General features: G+C 70.5%; 16 protein-coding genes. 6 read left to right on the forward strand and 10 right to left on the reverse strand.

Going from position 1 to position 17552, the window contains the following annotated elements; all coding sequences use genetic code 11:
- Window positions 1-326: 326 nt before the first annotated feature.
- On the forward strand, window positions 327-1673 hold the full coding sequence (locus ACGFNU_RS35155) for a jacalin-like lectin (RefSeq protein WP_392600806.1): 1347 nt from the start codon (window positions 327-329) through the stop codon (window positions 1671-1673).
- Window positions 1674-3103: 1430 nt separating this feature from the next.
- Here the strand turns inward: ACGFNU_RS35155 and ACGFNU_RS35160 are convergent.
- The 5 genes from ACGFNU_RS35160 to ACGFNU_RS35180 form a co-directional block, all read right to left on the reverse strand.
- A complete protein-coding gene (locus tag ACGFNU_RS35160) occupies window positions 3104-3538 on the reverse strand; it encodes a hypothetical protein (protein WP_392600808.1) in 435 nt (144 codons plus the stop codon).
- A complete protein-coding gene (locus tag ACGFNU_RS35165) occupies window positions 3535-3891 on the reverse strand; it encodes a PadR family transcriptional regulator (protein ID WP_392600810.1) in 357 nt (118 codons plus the stop codon). Before ACGFNU_RS35165 ends, ACGFNU_RS35160 begins: the two co-directional genes overlap by 4 nt.
- A 191-nt stretch (window positions 3892-4082) precedes the next feature.
- The gene (locus ACGFNU_RS35170; RefSeq protein WP_392600811.1) at window positions 4083-4622 is read right to left on the reverse strand and encodes an AAA family ATPase; all 540 of its coding nucleotides are present in this window, start codon (window positions 4620-4622) and stop codon (window positions 4083-4085) included.
- A gap of 27 nt (window positions 4623-4649) precedes the next feature.
- Window positions 4650-5465: an ABC transporter permease gene (locus ACGFNU_RS35175; protein WP_392600812.1), complete on the reverse strand. Its 816-nt coding sequence runs from the start codon at window positions 5463-5465 to the stop codon at window positions 4650-4652.
- Window positions 5462-6439, reverse strand: a complete 978-nt coding sequence (locus ACGFNU_RS35180) for an ATP-binding cassette domain-containing protein (RefSeq protein WP_392600814.1) — start codon at window positions 6437-6439, stop codon at window positions 5462-5464. Before ACGFNU_RS35180 ends, ACGFNU_RS35175 begins: the two co-directional genes overlap by 4 nt.
- A 141-nt stretch (window positions 6440-6580) precedes the next feature.
- Here ACGFNU_RS35180 and ACGFNU_RS35185 point away from each other — a divergent pair, with 141 nt between their 5' ends.
- Window positions 6581-7207, forward strand: a complete 627-nt coding sequence (locus tag ACGFNU_RS35185; protein WP_392600816.1) for a transcriptional regulator — start codon at window positions 6581-6583, stop codon at window positions 7205-7207.
- Window positions 7204-8838: a pyruvate, phosphate dikinase gene (locus tag ACGFNU_RS35190; protein ID WP_392600818.1), complete on the forward strand. Its 1635-nt coding sequence runs from the start codon at window positions 7204-7206 to the stop codon at window positions 8836-8838. Before ACGFNU_RS35185 ends, ACGFNU_RS35190 begins: the two co-directional genes overlap by 4 nt.
- 115 nt (window positions 8839-8953) lie before the next feature.
- Here ACGFNU_RS35190 and ACGFNU_RS35195 read toward each other — a convergent pair whose 3' ends face one another.
- Window positions 8954-9205 (reverse strand): hypothetical protein, encoded by a 252-nt coding sequence (locus tag ACGFNU_RS35195; protein WP_392600820.1) that lies wholly within the window; start codon window positions 9203-9205, stop codon window positions 8954-8956.
- Window positions 9206-9298: 93 nt separating this feature from the next.
- On the opposite strand from ACGFNU_RS35195, the gene ACGFNU_RS35200 reads away from it, so the two are divergent.
- Together ACGFNU_RS35200 and ACGFNU_RS35205 are read left to right on the forward strand one after the other, a co-directional pair.
- Window positions 9299-9988: a response regulator transcription factor gene (locus ACGFNU_RS35200; RefSeq protein ID WP_392600822.1), complete on the forward strand. Its 690-nt coding sequence runs from the start codon at window positions 9299-9301 to the stop codon at window positions 9986-9988.
- The gene (locus ACGFNU_RS35205; RefSeq protein WP_392600823.1) at window positions 9978-11945 is read left to right on the forward strand and encodes an ATP-binding protein; all 1968 of its coding nucleotides are present in this window, start codon (window positions 9978-9980) and stop codon (window positions 11943-11945) included. Before ACGFNU_RS35200 ends, ACGFNU_RS35205 begins: the two co-directional genes overlap by 11 nt.
- A gap of 184 nt (window positions 11946-12129) precedes the next feature.
- Here ACGFNU_RS35205 and ACGFNU_RS35210 read toward each other — a convergent pair whose 3' ends face one another.
- Window positions 12130-13263 (reverse strand): FAD-dependent oxidoreductase, encoded by a 1134-nt coding sequence (locus ACGFNU_RS35210; RefSeq protein ID WP_392600825.1) that lies wholly within the window; start codon window positions 13261-13263, stop codon window positions 12130-12132.
- A 53-nt stretch (window positions 13264-13316) separates the two neighbouring features.
- Between ACGFNU_RS35210 and ACGFNU_RS35215 the strand changes: the two genes are divergently transcribed.
- Complete coding sequence (locus ACGFNU_RS35215; RefSeq protein WP_392600827.1) at window positions 13317-14009, forward strand: TetR/AcrR family transcriptional regulator; 693 nt, start codon at window positions 13317-13319, stop codon at window positions 14007-14009.
- A 70-nt stretch (window positions 14010-14079) separates the two neighbouring features.
- Here ACGFNU_RS35215 and ACGFNU_RS35220 read toward each other — a convergent pair whose 3' ends face one another.
- From ACGFNU_RS35220 to ACGFNU_RS35230, 3 genes are all read right to left on the reverse strand, one after another.
- A complete protein-coding gene (locus ACGFNU_RS35220) occupies window positions 14080-14703 on the reverse strand; it encodes a TetR/AcrR family transcriptional regulator (RefSeq protein ID WP_392600829.1) in 624 nt (207 codons plus the stop codon).
- Between the two features lie 4 nt (window positions 14704-14707).
- Window positions 14708-15835 (reverse strand): hypothetical protein, encoded by a 1128-nt coding sequence (locus ACGFNU_RS35225; protein ID WP_392600831.1) that lies wholly within the window; start codon window positions 15833-15835, stop codon window positions 14708-14710.
- A 91-nt stretch (window positions 15836-15926) separates the two neighbouring features.
- On the reverse strand, window positions 15927-17438 hold the full coding sequence (locus ACGFNU_RS35230) for an FAD-dependent oxidoreductase (protein ID WP_392600833.1): 1512 nt from the start codon (window positions 17436-17438) through the stop codon (window positions 15927-15929).
- Window positions 17439-17552: the final 114 nt, after the last annotated feature.

The following is a 17552-nucleotide window of genomic DNA, read 5'->3' on the forward strand; positions in this document are numbered from 1 at the left end:
AGGGGGCTGGTCAGCTGAGAGCACCATCAGCACAGGGGCGAACAGCGTGGGGTCATCGTCCATCAGGCTCACCTCCTCACCACTGGATCTTCAAAGACGACTGTTTGGCCGCCCTCGCGCGCCTATAGGCGCTCTTGACGCCTCCGCGCTTCGTCTTGCCGCCCGGGGTCACCTGTGTCTATCCGCTTGTGCTCGAAGTTCCGCGCCGTACTTGCCGGTGGAGGGTGGGTGGCGCCTGGAGGCATGGACGGGGGCGGTAGGGAGGCTTATCTTCGGTGTGATACCTGAGGGTGTTTCATGTTTGCTCCGTCATGAGGAGAACCCCCGTGCTCAGACCCCGTCGGCTCGCCGAAGCACTGCTGGCCCTCGTCTCCACTGCGGCCCTGTCCACGGCCGTGGCGGCACCCGCCTCCGCCGCCGCGGGCGGCTCCTTCACCGTCATGACCTACAACATCGCCGGACTGCCGGAGGGGCTGTCCAGCGCTCCCACGCCGCGGGCGCCGGCCACCACCGCGATCGGTCAGCGGCTCGGCCCGTACGACGTCGTCCAGGTGCAGGAGGACTTCAACTACCACGCCAACCTGTACGCCGCCGGCACCCATCCGTACCGGACGCCGACCAGCGGCGGCGCGGGCATCGGCAGCGGACTGAACCTGCTGTCGTCCCATCCCACCGGCGACGATGACTTCGAACGGGTGAAGTGGCAGGACTGCAACCTCAACTCCGGCGACTGCCTGACGCCCAAGGGGTTCACGTTCATGCGTGTGAGGGTGGCCGAAGGCGACCTCATCGACTTCTACAACCTGCACGCCGACGCCGGGAGCGACAGCGGCGACGTCACCGCCCGGGCGGCCAACCTCCGCCAGCTCACGTCCTTCATCAAGGCCCACTCGAACGGGAACGCCGTGGTGGTCATGGGCGACACCAACGCCCGCTACACCAGGTCCGGCGACGGTGCGACCCTGCGCGCCTTCGCCGCCGACAACGGGCTGACCGACGCGTGGGTGCAGCTCCCCCGCAAGGGCAGCGTGCCGGCTGAGGGCAGCCCCGCCCTCGTCTGCGACCCGGCCAACGTCACCGACACCTGCGAGACGGTCGACAAGATCTTCTACCGGAGCGGCCGGCTCATCACGCTGACCGCGTCGGGCTACGCCAACGAGCACGCGAAGTTCCTCGACGACTCGGGACGCATGCTGTCCGACCACGACCCGATCGTCACCAGGTTCTCCTGGGCCCAGAATCCGGACTACCAGTTCGGTGACCAGTTCGGTGGCCCGCACGGCACCTACTTCAACGACGTCGAGGGTGTACCGGCCGGTGCCCGCGCCACCCGGATCTCGTTGCGCACCGGGGCGCGGGTGAACCAGATCGGGATCACGCTGGCCGATGGCACCGCGTTCACTCACGGGGGGACGGGTGGCACCGCGTCGTCCCTGAGCCTGGGCAGCGGTGAGTACGTGACCTCCGCGTATCTGTGCCAGGGCCAGAAGGACGGGCATACCAGAATCTTCTACGCCAAGCTCTCCACCAACCTCGGCAACACTCTGGCCGGTGGGACGACGACCTCCACCTGCACGACCCGGACCGCGCCGTCGGGCTGGCAGATCGCCGGCTTCCATGGCCGCTCCGGCGACGAACTGGACAAGGTCGGCCTCATTTACACCCAACGCTGAGTTCGGAGGCTACGCGCTCGCTCGGTCTCCAGAGCCGGAACGCCCGGCCGTGCTCGCGGCGCCCGCCGTCGCGTACGTCACTCCCACTCGCGTGGCCGTCCGTGGGGCGGACGGGAGTGTCAGGCAGATCGCCCGGGTCCGGCCGAACGAGCGGATCAGCGACCTGCGCTGGACACCGGACGGACACCGGATCGCCTGGCTGAGCACCCCTTTCCGGGACGAGGGGAGCGGGCCGGCCAACGCCGGGGTCCGGGTGCACCAGGCCGACGTCGCGAACGGGCGAGCGCGCTCAGCACCATGTGGGCGGAAGGGCTGTGCCCGTCTCTGGATCCACCAAGGCAAGATCTATACGTCTGAGGACGAGGTCGGCGACGCCGAGACCCACATCGGCGTGGTGAGTTCGGTGTACGAGTACCCGGCGAGCGGTGCGGAGCGGATAACCCACGAGCCCGGCCGGTTCGCCCGTCTCCCGGGTGCCACTTTTGAACGCGTGTTCAGCGGCGTCTCGGGCCGTACGGACCTTCTGGTCATAGGCGCCAAGCCTGGCGCTCCAAGGATCCTCTATCGGGTAGGGCCCGGTCGGCCGCCCGCAGCCGTCCTCACCCCTGAAGCGGCCGAATACATCGACGAACTCATCGCGGTGACGCCAGACGGCCGTTCCGTGGCCGTCGGCGTCCGCGGGACGGAGAGCTGCACCACCGCGGTCGCCGTCATACGCATGCCCGAGGGGCCCGCGGCGCGCTATCCCGCTCCAGTCGGGAGCGTGCTTCGAACTCTGTGGTCAGATCCCGACGGCACGATCCACGCCACGTTCGCGTCCAAGCTCCCCGGCCGTGCCGATTGCCTCGAAGGGTCGATCGGCAAGCCGCAAGCCTTTCGGTTGGAGAAAGGGCGTTGGGTCAAGGGCGTCACCTCGGCTGACGGCAGCTACACCCGATCTGGATGGGGAGCCGTTCTCGCCGTCACCGGCCAGCACCGCATCGGCGAGACCCCCGTCCCCACTGGAACCCTCCGTCTGCGCCGCGCCCACGATGACCATTGCAGAGCAGGTCCTTGTGTACGCTCTGGCTCCGAGCTGACGACGTGGCGGGATGTTGCAGACGTGAGGTCGGGCGCTTAGCGTTCGTGCACGCCATTTCTTCCCCAGGCTGCGGTGGCGCCCCGGAAGGTGAAGCGCGGTCGCCGCCGGGCACACCGGGCGACTGTGGGCCCGCATCGTCGACCGCACCTGGGGCCTGGAACCGGGAACAGGAGGTCAACTCCCGCTAGGGGCGGGTGCTGTCAAGGGGTGACGCCGGAACCCGGCCCGGGAGTTGGTGACCAAAAATCGCGACGCTCCGCACGGGTGATGAACAAGGTGAGCGCCGACAGAGTGCCGGTTCCAGGTCGCGGCCACCGCAGCGTGAAGGAGTCAGGAGATCGGAAACGCTTCAGCCGAGAACCGAACGGTGACCAAGAGGACCAAGCCGGCGTCCGGCCCAGACGGCCGCGACCATCAGCATGCCCGGCAGCGGAACCGCGACCGTGATCAGATCCGCGAGACCGTGAATGCCGCCAGCGGCGGCACTGCCCGCGTTGTAGACCAGGTACGGCAACCCTGTGATCAGCATCAGCGTGGCCAGTACCGCCCCGGCCGCCCCTGCCGCCTCCCGCCAGCGCGCGCCGCTGCCCCGGCCGACCGAGTGGCGCAGACGCACCCGCACGGCACCCATGAGCAGGTCGGCCACCTCCCGCCAATGGGGGCGGCGCCTGCCGGGCTCGGCGGCCGCCAGCAGTACCCCGATCAGCTCCTCCTCGTATTCCCGGCGGTAGTCGCCCGGATACCAGGCCAGCAGCCTGCGGTAACCGATCTCCAGTGACGTCATGACGTCCCTCCTGCCAGGCGGCGGCCGCCAAAGCCGCCGGTGGTCAGCCGCTGCACGGCGTTGTCGGCATTGCGGCGCATCCGGTCGGCCTCGGCGGCGAGCCGCTCCGCCCCGGCGGCGCTGATCCTGTAGTAGCGGCGCAGCCGGGTGTCCACGACCTCTTCCCGGTCGACCTCGACCAGGCCCTCACCGCGCAGCCGGTCCAGCGCCGCGTACAGCGTGCCCGCCCGCAGCGCGACCCGACCTTCGGAAATGTCGCTGACCTCGGTCATGATCGCGTAGCCGTGCTGCGGTCCCGCCGCAAGCACCGACAGGATCAGGAACGAGGGCTCCTGCATCGATCTACCACCCATGCGACATGTATATACCGATGACATGACTATGGCAAGATCCGGCTAGGGCAAGGGAGTGGCAGTAACGGCCGTGACTCCGGTGGCTGGGTTCGATGCCGATACCCCAGCCCGCGACCAGGGCGTGAAGCGGCGGTGGTCTTGCACGCCCAAGGGAGGGTCCGGCTCTGCGTGGTCTGAGGGTGCTGGTTCTGTTAGGTGAGCCGGTACCTGCCCGACTCGATGGCGTGCCTGACCTGGGTGGCTGTTGTGGTGGCGTTGATGCCTGCGGTGTCGATCGCGTGGCTGTCGAGGTCGCCTAGGTGCGCGAACGCGTGGTGGAGGCCGGTGATGGCGTCGGTGTCCTTCAGTTCGTTGTCGGCGCGGCCTTGGGCCCGCGACAGGGTGGTGTCCACATCGGGGCGCAGGACCACGTACGTCAGGTTCAGTTGGTGGTGTTCGGCCATCGCGCGGAACGGCGGCAGGAACCAGGGCCCGATGATTCCGTCGACCACGACGTCGTAGCCGCCGCGCGCGTACGTCGCGGTGGCCGCGACGATCGTGTCGACGACGACTTCGTTCTGCCGCTGGGCCTCGGGCAGGTAGGGCGGTACGAATCCGGTGCGGATCGCCTGGTAGAACAGGTCCGTCGCCAGGTGCACCGTCGGGCCGTCGGCGTCGCCTGCGAGGAGCTTGGCCACCGTCGTCTTCCCCACGGCAGGCGGTCCGGTCAGGATGATCACTTCGCCGGTCATGATCGATAACACTAGGGGTGGAGCCGGTCAGCGTCCGCGGTTGTAGGTGGCGATGGCCATCGGGCAGAAGACGATGAGGGTCATCCCCGACCAGATGAGGGTCAGGGCCACCGAGTCGCCGGCCGCGGTACCGGTGAGCAGAGCGCGCGATGCGTCCATGGCATGGGTGATCGGGTTGATGTTCGCCCACGTCTGGAGCCAGCCGGGAAGGGTGTCGACGGGTGCCGCGAGGCTGGTGCCGAGCATGAGCGGGATGAAGGTGATGAAACCGAAGGTCATCACGGCGCCTTCGTCCTTGACCAGGACACCGAGGAACACGGTGATCCAGCTCAGGCAGAACCCGAACCCGAGCGAGAGCGCGACCGCCGCCAGTGCGGATGCCGCGTCGGTCTGGACGCGGAAGCCCATGAGGTACCCGATGCCGAACAGGAGTGCGATGGCCACGGCGTAGCGGACCACGTCGGCCAGGACGGATCCGAGCAGTGGTGCGGAACGGCCGATGGGCAGGCTGCGGAAGCGGTCGAAGACGCCTTTCTTCATGTCGATGTTGAGGCTCAGCCCGCTGGAGAGCATGCCGGACAGTCCCGCGCCCATGACGACGATCCCGGGGAAGAGGTAGCGCAAATATTCCCCGGTCGATCCGGCGACGGAGCCCCCGAAGAGGTAGACGAACAGCAGCATGAAGATCGCCGGGGTGATGACGCCGTTGACGGCCGCGCCGGGGTTGCGGGCCGACTTGGCGAGACTGCGTCCGGCGAGGATGAGGCTGTGCCGCAGCAGTCCCGCGGGCCGGCGAGCCGCGGAGACGGCGGTCGCGGGTGAGCCGGTGGCGGTATCGGTCATGCTCGGCTCCTGGCGTCGTCGTCGCTGCGGTCAGATGCGTTGCCGGGGGCGCCGGTCAGGGCGAAGAAGACTTCGTCCAGGCTGGGCAGGCGCAGGGAGAACTCGGCCAGCGCGATCCCCTGCTCCTCGAAACGGCGCGCCACCTCGAAGACGGCCCGGTCGCTGTCGACGGGCACGACGATCTCGTGTCGGCCGGCTCGTTCGACGACGTGCCCGGTGACCGTCGTCAGGATCGCGGCCGCGTCGTCGAGGCGGTCCAGGTCCCTGGGGCGAGCGGCGACGGCCTGGCCGCCGACGATCTGCTTCAGCTCCGAGGGCGTGCCGTGGGCGATGACGCGGCCGTTGTCGATCACCGCGATGTCGTCGGCCAGCGCGTCGGCCTCCTCCAGGTACTGCGTGGTCAGCAGGACGCTCGCACCGTCCGCGGTCAGTTCCCGGATGATGCGCCACAGTTCCTCGCGTCCGCCAGGGTCGAGGCCCACGGACGGCTCGTCGAGGAAGACGACACGAGGCCTGCCGACCAGGCTCGCGGCGAGGTCGAGGCGGCGGCGCATTCCGCCCGAGTAGGTGGCCACGGGCTTGCGGGCGGCGTCGCCGAGCCCGAATCGCTCGAGCAGTTCTTCCGCGCGCCGGACGGCCGCGCGCTTGCGCAGGTCGAGCAGCCGGCCGATCAGCACGAGGTTGCCCAGGCCGGTCAGCTCTTCGTCGAGTGCGGCGTATTGCCCGGTCAGCCCGATGAGCGGCCGGACTGCGGCGGCGTCCCGGACGACGTCGAGTCCGCTGACGCGCGCGGTGCCCTCATCGGGGTCCGTCAGCGTCGCCAGGATGCGGATCGTCGTGGTCTTCCCCGCACCGTTGCGGCCCAGCACGCCCAGCACCGTTCCGGGGCGAGCGTGCAGATCGGCCCCGGCCAGCGCCGTGGTGGCGCCGAACCTCTTGACCAGCCCCTCGGTCTGGAAGGCGTAATCCTCCATGCGCATCCCTCCCTTCGCCATCCCCGTCCTCCGATTGCGGAGCGACGATCGGCATTCAAATGATGTGACCATCCAGATGGTGACAGTATCTTAAGCGGGCACTGTATTTGGCGGTACCGCGCTGTCACAGAAAGCAGGAACATGACCACACCTGGAACTTCTTCGGTTCACAACGACCTGCTGGTGCTGCACGCCTTGCGCTGCTGCGGCCATACGGGCACCGCGCGCTTGGCGGGCGCGACCGGCATGGAGGAGTCCGCAGTCGAGTCCGAGCTGATCGACCTCGCGGTCGCCGGGCTCGTCACCTACGAGCCCGGCGAGTTCGGTGCGTGGGGGCTGACGGACGCCGGCCGCGTCACAGACGCCGAGCGCGTCACCCACCAGCTCGAAGCAGCCGGCGCCCGCGCGGCCGTGACCGCGGCTTACGAGCGGTTCATGGTGCTCAACCCGGAACTGCTCGACCTCTGCACGGCCTGGCAACTGAGGCCCGTCGACGGCGCCATGACCGCCAACGACCACAGCGACTCCGCTTACGACGCCCGCGTTCTCGGCCGATTCACCGACCTGGACCAGCGAGCCGCCGGTCTGTGCGCCGAGCTGGCAGCGGCGGTAGCCCGGTTCGGCCTCTACCGTGACCGCCTCGCCGACGCTCTCACCCGTGCCGCCTCAGGACAACTGGAGTACGTGACCGACCACATCGCGTCCTACCACACCGTGTGGGCCGAGCTTCATGAGGACCTGCTCGCCACCCTCGGGATCCCCCGATGAGGTGGATCCGCCCGCTCTCGGCGCAGGTCGAGGAATCCGCCGAGACACTGGGCGCCAAAGCGCACGGCCTCGTGGCACTGCACCGGCTGGGGCTGCCGGTGCCCGCCGCGTTCGTCGTCACCACCGAGGCATGCCGGGCCTTCCTGCGCCAAGGGTGCCTCCCTGCCGGACTCGCCACGGAACTCGCGACCGCGATGAGCGGCCTGGAGACCGCGACGGGACGGCGGTTCGGAGCAACGCGGGCCCCGCTGGCGGTTTCGGTCCGCTCCGGGGCGAGCGTGTCGATGCCCGGCATGATGAACACCGTCCTCAATCTGGGCCTCACGACCGGGGCGACGGCGGGCCTGGCGGCCGAGACCGGTGACGCGCGGTTCGCGCTCGACGCGCGGCTGCGGATGCTCTCCGGCTTCGCCTCCGCGCTCACCGGCACCGATGCCGGCGGCGTGTCCGCCGCTCTCGACCGAGCCGCCGCGCGGTCGTCCGATGACGAGCAAGGACGCCTCGCCGCGGAGATCCAGGCGACCCAGCAGCTCATCCGGCGGCGATGCGGCCAAGCGGTCCCGGACGACGCGCCCCGGCAGTTGGAACTGGCCGTCGAGGCCGTGTTCGCCTCATGGGACGCACCTCGCGCGCGCACCTACCGCGAACTCCACGACATCCCGCACGATCTCGGCACCGCCGTGATCGTCCAGGCCATGGTGTTCGGGAACCGCGACGACCGCAGCGGCACCGGAGTCGCCTTCAGCCGCGACCCCAGCACAGGGGAGAACGTCCCGTTCGGCGACGTCCTGTTCGGGCACCAGGGCGAGGACGTCGTCTCGGGCCGATCATCGCCCCGGCCCTTGCACGAACTCCACTCGCGAGAACCGGCCGTGTGGGCCGCCCTGACCGACGGCCTCATCCGGGTCGAGGAGCACTACCGCGATTCCTGCTACGTCGAGTTCACCTTCCAGGCCGGCCGGCTGTGGCTGTTGCAGGCCCGGCCCGGCCGGTACGCCGGGGCCGCCGGGATACGCGTCGCGACCGACCTGGCGGACGAGGGCGCGATCACACGTCACGAAGCGCTGCGCAGGATCTCGCCGCAACACCTCCGGCACGCCCGTACCCCGCGCATCGCGGCCTCCGCGCGGGCCGACGTCCTGGCCGGGGGAGTGGGGGCGTGTCCCGGGGTCGCGGTCGGCAGGGTCGCGACCACGACGGGCGCGGCGGTACGGATGGCCGCCGACGGCCCCGTCATCCTGGTACGTCCGGAGACCTCCCCGCACGACATGCGCGGCCTGGCCGCCGCGGCGGGGATCGTCACGGCCCGCGGCGGGCCGGCCAGCCACGCCGCGGTCGTCGCGCGAGCGATGGGAAAACCCGCCGTCGTCGGCATCACCGGCCTCGCCTTCAACGCCGCCTCGGCGACGGTCGCCGGTCGCCTCCTCCGCGAAGGCACTCTCGTCACCGTCGACGGGACCACCGGAACGGTCGCCCTCGGCAGCCCCCCGATCACCACGGACGCGGCCGACGCGCATCTGCACCGGCTGCTCGCATGGGCGGACGAGGCGTCGGGCGACCACACCGAACGCGACGATGTCCAGCGTCTCAACGCGGCCCGCGCCGTGCTCGGGCCCCGGCAGCCGGGCTGATCATGCGGCCCCCCGCCGCTCCGGACCTCACGGCCGGACGCCTGGTCCGAACCCCGTCCAGCGCAGGTCGGGCGGCAGGTGACCCATGTCGTCACAGTTTCAGATTTGGTGGCTCTCACCTGGCCTTGCCGGGGGCGATGTAGAGGTTCATGGTGGTGAAGATGTGCGGGCCCGCGGTCCGGGTATCAGCCGGTATAGGTCGGCACCCTGGGGATGGCCCTGCCGGCGCGGCGGGCGAGTTGGCCGGGTGGTCCGGCTTGGGCGGGCCGTTCCGGGATTCGCCAGCGTTCGACGAGCCGCAGCCGGCCAGCCCGGCGATCAGGCCGGTGGCGAGCACGGCGCCGGTGTGAATCTTGATCTGGCGCATGCCGCGAGATGCTGGCCGAGAAAAGTGAAGAACCTGTGTGGCCGGTGTGATGATCTCGTGGTGCGGGTCCCCGGTCGCCTACGCTCGGGAGCCATGTGCGCGAATGTCCTGGTCGCGGAGGACGACGCCAAACAGGCGGAGCTGCTGCGCCGCTATCTCCAGCGCGAGGGGCACACCGTGCTCGTCGTCCACGACGGGCGGGCAGCGATCGACGAGGCCCGCGCGCGCCGCCCCGACCTCGTCCTGCTCGACGTGATGATGCCGAGCGTCGACGGCCTCGACGTGTGCCGCGTGCTGCGCGCCGAGTCCGACGTGCCGGTGCTGATGCTGACCGCCCGTGCGACCGAGGACGACCTGCTGCTCGGCCTCGATCTCGGCGCCGACGACTATGTCACCAAGCCGTTCAGCCCGCGCGAGCTGATGGCCAGGGTGCGCACGCTGCTGAGGCGGACCGGCCGGGAGAGCGGTGAGCGGGTGCACCGGGTCGGTGGCATCATGGTGGACCCCGAGCGGCACACGGTGCTCGCGGACGGACGCGAGGTCGAGTGCACGCCCGCGGAGTTCCGCATCCTGGAGGCGCTGGCCGCGCGCCCGGAGCGGGTCTTCACCCGGGCGCAGCTGCTGGAGCATCTGCACGGTTTCGACCGCTTCATCACCGAGCGCACGGTCGACGTGCACGTGAAGAACCTGCGCAAGAAGATCGAACCGCAGCCGCGGCGGCCGGTCCGGCTGTGCACGGTGTACGGCGTCGGGTACAAGCTGGTCGGCGACCGTGCGCCATAGCCTGCTCGTGCGCCTGGTCGCCAGCTCGGTGCTGATCGCTGTGTGCTCGATCGTGGCGACGGCGTGGCTGGCGGCGCGCGGCACGTCCGGCGAGATCCGGCATCGGCAGGGCCAGACGCTCGCCCGGGACGCTCGCGTCAACGACGCGCTGCTCGGTTACGCGGCGAGCCACCCGCGCTGGGACGGCGTCGAGGAGACCGTGCGCGGGCTGGCCCGGCAGAGCGGCCGGCGGGTCGCGCTGGCGACCGAGGGCGGCCTCCGGATCGCGGACTCGGCGGCCGGCCGGGCGCCGCTGCCCACCCGTGCCTCGGCCGTCGTCGATCCGCTCGCCGTCGACGTCTCGCTCATGCCCGGCGCGGTCATCGACCGGATCGACGCGCGCGCGGCCGGGCCGTTCCGGCTGCCGGAACCCGAGCGGGTACGGCTGCGCGAGCGGGTCGACGCGCAGGCGGCGTGCCTGCGCCGCGAGCACCAGCGCGCCACGGTCGTCGTCGGGCCCGGCGGCCGCCCGTACCTCCGCCGCGAGGGTGTTCCGGTCACCCCGGCACCGGGACCGGACCGTCCGCCCGTCGGTGTGCCGTCCGGACACGGCCCTGCGGCACCGCGAACGGCGCTCTCGCGATTGGTCGCGGTCGCGACGACGTTGGAGCCTGCTTTGTCGGCCGAGCGGGTGGACGCCCCCCAGCAGACGAGGACCACACCCGGAAAGCCGCCCGGCACGCCCAGCAGGTCGACCGGCGCGTCCAGCAAGCCGACCGGTGCGCCCGGCGAGCCGCCCGCGGGGGCGGCGCCCGGCTCGCCGCCGTGCTCGCCGGACGCGCCCGGACCGACCGCCACCGAGAAGCGCGCGCTCAGCCAGCTCGCCGGCATGGTCCGGCGGTGCCACGGGAGCCGGGTCGAGGTGTGGCTGGACGAGACGGGCATCCCGGCCGCTCCGGCATCGGCCGCCGAGTGCCTGGCCACCGCGCGCCGCACCCAGTTGAAGCCGTATGTCGCGCCGGCCGCGCTGCTCTACATCGGCTCGCCGGACGACCGTGCGCCGGCCATCGACCCGTACGGCGTCGCGGGGGTCACCGCGGTGATCCTCGTTCTGGCGGTCGGGGTCAGCGTGCTCGTCGCCACCCGGCTGGCGCGGCCGGTGCGGGCGGTGACCGCGGCGGCCCAGCGGATGCGAGCCGGCGACGGTTCGGCCCGGGTCACGGTGCGCGCCAAGGGCGAGGCCGGCGAGCTGGGCGCCGCGTTCAACGAGATGTCCGAGCACCTGGACCGCATGGAGCGGCAGCGCAAGGCGATGGTCAGCGACGTGTCGCACGAGCTGCGCACGCCGCTGAGCAACATCCGCAGCTGGCTGGAGGCCGCCCAGGACGGCGTGGCCGAGCTGGACCCGGCGTTGACCGCGTCGCTGATCGAGGAGGCCATGTTGCTGCAGCACGTCGTCGACGACCTGCAGCAGCTCGCGCTCGCCGACGCGGGCAAGCTGCGCCTGCGCCCCGAGCCGGTCGACGCGGCCGACCTGATCGAGCAGCTGGCGGCCGTCTACCGCGCCGCGGCCGAGGTCGCCGGGCTGGTGCTGACCGTCGAGGTGACCGGCCGTCCGCACCTGGACGCCGATCCGGTACGGCTGAGGCAGGCGGTCGGCAACCTGCTCGCCAACGCGGTCCGCTACACCCCGGCAGGCGGGCGGATCAGTCTGCGCGCGTACGCCGACGGCGACGACGTGCTGATCGAGGTGGCCGACACCGGGCCGGGCATCGCGCCCGAGCACCTGCCGTACGTCTTCGACCGGTTCTGGCGGGCCGAGAAGTCGCGCAGCAGGCAGACGGGTGGTAGCGGACTGGGTTTGGCCATCGTGCGGCAGCTCGCCGAAGCGCACAGCGGATCCGCGGCGGTGCGCAGCGAGCCGGGGCAGGGCGCGACGTTCACTCTGCGGCTTCCCCGGAGAACACCGATCGCGTGATCACAGCCGACATGCCACCGCCCACCACGGCGCAACCCCGTACTTCATTTTCCGGGGTGCGAACTGCTGTGACGTTGGGCTGCGGCGGGGGAGAGGCGACCTGTTCGGCGTTGCCCCGGACCGCAGCGGTGCCGTGCTGCCCGGTGAAGCCGTGGTGAGCTGCTGGTGATCTCGCGTTCGGCGGTCAGGATGGCTGAACTTCGTCGAAGAGGGCGATGGCTTCGCTGGGGTCCGGGCTCACGAGGCGTTCCAGACCAGCCGTCGTGATCTTCGCCCACCTGTCGGCCCGTGCCCACATCTGTTCCTCGAAGGCGCGGACGGCCTCGTCGGGATCGCCAGAGGCGACGATGGACTCGGCGAGTTCGGCGCCTTCCAGCATCGCGAGGTTCGCGCCCACTCCCAAGGGGGGCATCAGGTGGGCGGCGTCGCCCAGCAGCGTCACCCCGGGGACGTGACCCCAGGTGTGGGGCGCGGGCAGGACGTAAATGGGGCGGTGGATGAAAGCGGTGCCGTGGCGGAGGAGATCGAGGACGGGAGCGGCCCAGCCGTCGAACAGAGCCAGCAGGCTTGACCGCACGGCCTCGACGTCGGCCAGGTCCAGGTCCGCGTCTTGATTCAGGTTCGCGTGCCAGCCCAGCGGCGCGCGGAACTTGGCGTACACCTTGACGTGGCCGCCGCTGTTGCGCTGGGCGACCAGGCTGCGGTTCGCGCCGTACACGGCCACGGAACCGTCGCCGATCAGCCGGGCGAGGCCCGGGTGGCGGGTGTCGACGTCGTCCAGGGAGGTCTCGACCGAGATGACGCCGGTGTAGTGCGGCGTCGCGGACGAGACCGCCGGGCGGACCCGGGACCAGGCGCCGTCCGCGCCGACCACGAGGTCGAACGTCTCTTGTTGCCCGTCCGCGAAATGGACCAGCACGCCGTCCCGGGTCCCAGGCACCACCTGTGTCACACGCCGCCCCCACTGAACGTCGAGAGAGCCGAGCAGCAGGTCACGGAGATGTCCGCGGTCGATCTCGGGATTGGCCCGGTCTTCCGGGCGGGGCCGCCAGTCGCGGAGGACGGTGCCGTCCGTGTCCAGGATGCGCATGGCCTGCCCCTCGGGGCGAGACAGCGCCCGGAACTCCGGCAGCAGCCCCGCCTTGTCCAGCGCGCGCTGGCCCAGGCCTTCGTGCAGGTCCAGCGTGCCGCCCGGGGGACGGGCGTCGGGGGCGGGATCGCGTTCGAGGATGGTGACGGGGTGACCGTGGCGGTGCAGGACGCGGGCGAAGGTGAGGCCGGCGGGGCCGCCCCCCACCACGGCGATACGTTGTCTCATGTCGATACACTGTATTTCTCCATTACGGTGCATCGCAACAGTACGATGTATGCATGACTGTGTGGGATCGGCCGGAGCCGTCGGCCCGCCCCGTGCCGCTCGACCGGGAGCGGATCGTCGCCGCCGCCATCGCGCTGGCCGACGAGGGCGGGCTGGAGGCGGTGTCGGTGCGCAAGGTCGCCGCCCGGCTGGACGCCGGCCCGATGCGGCTCTACAGATTCATCTCCACCAAGGAAGAGCTCTTCGACCTCATGGTGGACGAGGTCTACGGCGAGATCCTCCCCGACGAGCAGCCCGGTGACTGGCGGGAGGTGCTGCGCGTCCGCGCCCATCGCACCAGGCAGGCCGCCCTCCGTCACCCATGGCTGGCCGATCTGCTCGGCGGCCGTCCGACCCTGGGCCCGAACGCCCTCGCGGTGACCGAGGCCACGCTGGCCGCCCTCGACGGCCTCGCCGACCTCGACACCGTCATGCGCGCCGTGGAGACCGTCAGCGCCTACGTCACCGGCGCGATCAGGCGCGAGATCGCGAACCTGCGGGCCGAGCGCGCCACGGGCCTGTCCAAGCGCGACTGGCAGCGCGCCTCGGGCCCGCATCTGAGGAAGATGCTGGCCACGGGCCGCTTCCCGGCGCTGACCAAGGCCGTGTACGACGGCACGGAGGTCGACGCCGAGACGTCCTTCACGACCGGCCTGGACTGGGTCCTCGACGCCGTGGCCGCCAAACTCGCCCGACCGCCGGCGTGACGCTCAGGACTTCCATGTGAACACCTTGGCCAGGCCCAGGCGGGTGCAGTCGCGGGTCGGTAGTGGGGGGTCAGCGGTGGTTGTGTGCGGTTGCTGTTGGCTGGAGCAGCGCGGGGGCCAGCCAGCGGTTGAGGAGGGCCCGGAGGTGGGCCTCGTCGTGCGCCGGCTCGCTGGGGTGCTGGAGCAATGAGGTCAGGAGCCGCATGATCATCTCGGCGAGGCCGTCGAGGTCGTCTTCGCCGATGCCGGCGGCTGCCCAGTCGACGGGGTAGCGCTGCAGCATTTGGGCGCCGTAGGCGATGGTCTCCCTGGTGGTGGCGCCGCGGCCGAAGGCGCTGGAGTCGCCCAGTCGCAGCAGGAGGCTCAGGCGGGGTTCGGTGGGGATGGTCCGCACGCAGAAGACCATGCCTTCGACCACGGCTTGGGCCGGGTCGGTGATCCCTTGGAGATGGGCGATCAGCTGGTCGACGAATGATTCGGCGCCCTGGGCCGCGACCGCGCCGATGATGTCGCTGAGGCGGCCGAAGTGGCGGTAGACGGTCTGGCGGGTGACGCCGAGTTCGCCGGCCACGTCGGACAGGGTCGTCTTGGTGACGCCGTGCCTGTCGATGCAGCGGGCGGTCGCGTCGATGATGCGTTGCCGGGCCTCGGCATCCGATGCGGGAGGCTGACCTCCCCAGCCGTGGTGCCCCATGGCATCAGGATCCCACAGGTTCCGCGGCCCGTTGTGGCACGGTCGCACGGAGCGCGGCCACGACGAATGCGGCTGCGGTCACGGTGCACAGTACGACGTACCACAGGCTGCCTGTCGGCGTGCCCTGAGTGGTGACGCCGTCGGTCGCCGTGAGGTAAGCGGGCAAGGCGATCAGCCACAGGACGATGTGGACGCCGAGGTACAGCGCCGGATAGGTCTGTGCGAACAGCGGTGACGCCACCCGGGGCGGGTCGGCTCGTACCGCGCGCCAGGCGTCCGCGAGCAGGTACAGGCCGACGATCCAGAGGGCGGCGAGTTCGGTGCCGAGGACGGCTTGCTGGGTCCCGAGCTGATCCTCGCCGCGGAAGGCGCCGCTGGGCGCGCCCGCGATGATCATCGCCAGCGGGGTCAGGGCGCCGGCGACGACGGTGCGCCAGACGACCTGCCGGCCGGTGAGCGTGCCGCGGCCGTTCTTCGGTCCGACCAGCCGGACGACGAGGTAGGTCATCGCGCCGAAGGAGACCGAGGCGAACAGGAGCATGCTGTTCATCGGGACCGAGCCGAGCGCCGGTTGGTTGATCATCTCGTTGTCGGCGTTCCAGGCCCACCACTTCAGCTGCGGCCCGAGGTGATCGAAGATCTCGTAGAAGACCTGGCAGGCGAACGCGACCGTCATCGAGCCGATCAGCGGCCCGCGCCGCGCGAAGACGCCCAGGACGCGGACCAGCTCGTAGGCGAGCTGCGCCAGCGCGGGATAGAAGGCCACGATGTAGAGCGGCAGCCGGTCGTACATGAACTGCACGGTGAAAACGTTGTGGGAGAAGATGAACCCGACGTGTTCGTCCAAGCCGAACCAGCCCGGAAAGTACAGCGGCGGCTCGATCACGGCCAGGTAGACGACCGAGGCGAACCACAGCGCGATGTTGACCGGGTCGCCGTCGCGCCGCCACCGCCGCCACGCGTGGACGAGGGCGAACACCGCGCCGCCGACGATCAGCAGTTCGAGGAAGGGCATGGTCCCGTTCTCCAGGGCGAACGGGTTGCGGAAGTCCACCACGGGGTCGGCGTCCTGGCAGGAGAAGCCGAGCTCTCCGGCCAGGCGCTCGGCCGCTGAATCGCATGTGTAGCCCATTGCTGGCTCCTGGGTCAGGCGTCGACGAGTGGGGTCAGGCGTCGACAAGTGGGTCAGGCGTCGACAAGTGGGTCAGGCGTCGACAAGTGGGTCAGGCGTCGACGAGGCCGGTCTCGGCCGATGACGCCTTGGCCGCGCGGGTGTAGCCGGTGAAATCGGTGCCGGGCGGATCCCGCTGGTCGTCGAAACCGCCGGGGACGACCGTACGTCCCAGCCGTTGACGCACCTTGTAACGGGCGATGCCGAACCAGAACCGTGGATCGGCGGCCATCTGCCTGAGCGACTTGTCGAGGTTGAACACCTGGGCGAACGTCCGCTCGACGTAAGCGTCCTCGCGGCTCGCGGCGTTGATGGCGTTGAAGATCGGCCAGCTGAGACGCGCGGCCAGGCGGCGCCGCCAGGCGGCGACGACCTCGGTCCCGGTCGCGAAGTCGTAGGCCTGGTCACGGGCCATCGCGAGCATCCAGGGCACATCGAGGGATTTCTTCTGCCGGCCGAGGAACGCGCGGAAGAACCCGAGGTCGAGGGCGTCGCGGTCGCGCAGCATCGCGCCGAGGATGAGCGCGGAGCGGGCGGCCGAGCTCATTCCCTGGGCGTAGAACGGGTTGAAGGCGCAGATCGAGTCACCGACGCAGACCAGCCCGGCCGGGGGCACGTCGAGCAGGTCGAAGCGGCGCCACTTGTTGCCGGTCGAACGGGTCAGGTGCACTTCGGAGGTCGGAGCGCAGGTCCGCGTCGCCCGCCCGAAGGCGGGGGCCCGCACACGGTCCGCCGCGGCCTCGAACGCCTCCGCCGTGCGCGGCATCCGGACGCCCCACGAGCCCATGCACACGATGGCGCGGTCGCCCTCGATCGGAAAGAAGTTGCTGAGGAACGCGTGCTCCTCGGGACGGTCGCCCTCGTCCTGCGCCGGAGTGATGACCAGATGCTTCCACCACCACGATCCCGGGCGCTCGCCGGCGGGAGGCAGGTCGTACCACCGCGAGGTGTAGGTGACCTTGGCATCGAGGGTCTTCTCCGGTGGCGCGGACCAGCCGGCCGCGCTGAGCCAGTCGATGACCGAGGAACCACGTCCCAGCGCGTCGACGACCAGGTCGGCGGCCAGGTAGCCGGCGTCGGTATCGGCGTCGCGGTACTCGACTCCCTCGACCCGCCCGGCCGCGGTGCCGCCCCCGGCGGAACCGAGCCCGGTGACGGTGACGCCCTCGCGGATCTCGATGGACGGGAGCTCGCGGACCTTGTCACGCAGGACTCGCTCGATGAGCACCCGGGAGCTGTAGATCATCGTCATCGATCCGGACTTGCGCGGGGCCCAGCCGTCACCATCGCAGTACGCCGCGTCCATCGACGGCATCAGGTGCAGCCCGCCCGCGGCGATCAGCGCCTCCTCGAACCCGGGAAAGATCTCACCGATCGCGCGCCGCCCGGAGTTGAGGAGGAAATGCGGATGCTTGCTCTGCGGCACACCGCGGCGATGCTCCGCGCCCGGCGGGAGCCGGTCCCGCTCCAGCACGATCACCTCGTCGAAATGCCGCGCGAGCACTCCCGCGGCGCACAGTCCCGCGACGCTGCCGCCGAGCACCACGGCCGTCCTTCCCCGCATCTCCACTCCTTCATTCATACACAATATGAGTGAATGTATGATTGGAAGGTCGGCGCGTCAACGGGTACGACCCAGGGCGGCACCTCGGTAAGACGGATCCAGATCGACATGGCC

It is taken from the genome of Spirillospora sp. NPDC048911 (genome assembly GCF_043198015.1).
Taxonomy (GTDB): Bacteria; Actinomycetota; Actinomycetes; order Streptosporangiales; family Streptosporangiaceae; genus Spirillospora.

What these genes read in the sequence shown, in the direction of transcription:
- ACGFNU_RS35160 (WP_392600808.1), bottom strand. Translation starts at nt 3,538, where the DNA reads ATGACGTCACTGGAGATCGGTTACCGCAGGCTGCTGGCCTGGTATCCG.
- ACGFNU_RS35165 (WP_392600810.1), bottom strand. Translation starts at nt 3,891, where the DNA reads ATGGGTGGTAGATCGATGCAGGAGCCCTCGTTCCTGATCCTGTCGGTG.
- ACGFNU_RS35170 (WP_392600811.1), bottom strand. Translation starts at nt 4,622, where the DNA reads ATGACCGGCGAAGTGATCATCCTGACCGGACCGCCTGCCGTGGGGAAG.
- ACGFNU_RS35175 (WP_392600812.1), bottom strand. Translation starts at nt 5,465, where the DNA reads ATGACCGATACCGCCACCGGCTCACCCGCGACCGCCGTCTCCGCGGCT.
- ACGFNU_RS35180 (WP_392600814.1), bottom strand. Translation starts at nt 6,439, where the DNA reads ATGGAGGATTACGCCTTCCAGACCGAGGGGCTGGTCAAGAGGTTCGGC.
- ACGFNU_RS35185 (WP_392600816.1), top strand. Translation starts at nt 6,581, where the DNA reads ATGACCACACCTGGAACTTCTTCGGTTCACAACGACCTGCTGGTGCTG.
- ACGFNU_RS35190 (WP_392600818.1), top strand. Translation starts at nt 7,204, where the DNA reads ATGAGGTGGATCCGCCCGCTCTCGGCGCAGGTCGAGGAATCCGCCGAG.
- ACGFNU_RS35195 (WP_392600820.1), bottom strand. Translation starts at nt 9,205, where the DNA reads ATGCGCCAGATCAAGATTCACACCGGCGCCGTGCTCGCCACCGGCCTG.
- ACGFNU_RS35200 (WP_392600822.1), top strand. Translation starts at nt 9,299, where the DNA reads ATGTGCGCGAATGTCCTGGTCGCGGAGGACGACGCCAAACAGGCGGAG.
- ACGFNU_RS35210 (WP_392600825.1), bottom strand. Translation starts at nt 13,263, where the DNA reads ATGAGACAACGTATCGCCGTGGTGGGGGGCGGCCCCGCCGGCCTCACC.
- ACGFNU_RS35215 (WP_392600827.1), top strand. Translation starts at nt 13,317, where the DNA reads ATGACTGTGTGGGATCGGCCGGAGCCGTCGGCCCGCCCCGTGCCGCTC.
- ACGFNU_RS35220 (WP_392600829.1), bottom strand. Translation starts at nt 14,703, where the DNA reads ATGGGGCACCACGGCTGGGGAGGTCAGCCTCCCGCATCGGATGCCGAG.
- ACGFNU_RS35225 (WP_392600831.1), bottom strand. Translation starts at nt 15,835, where the DNA reads ATGGGCTACACATGCGATTCAGCGGCCGAGCGCCTGGCCGGAGAGCTC.
- ACGFNU_RS35230 (WP_392600833.1), bottom strand. Translation starts at nt 17,438, where the DNA reads ATGCGGGGAAGGACGGCCGTGGTGCTCGGCGGCAGCGTCGCGGGACTG.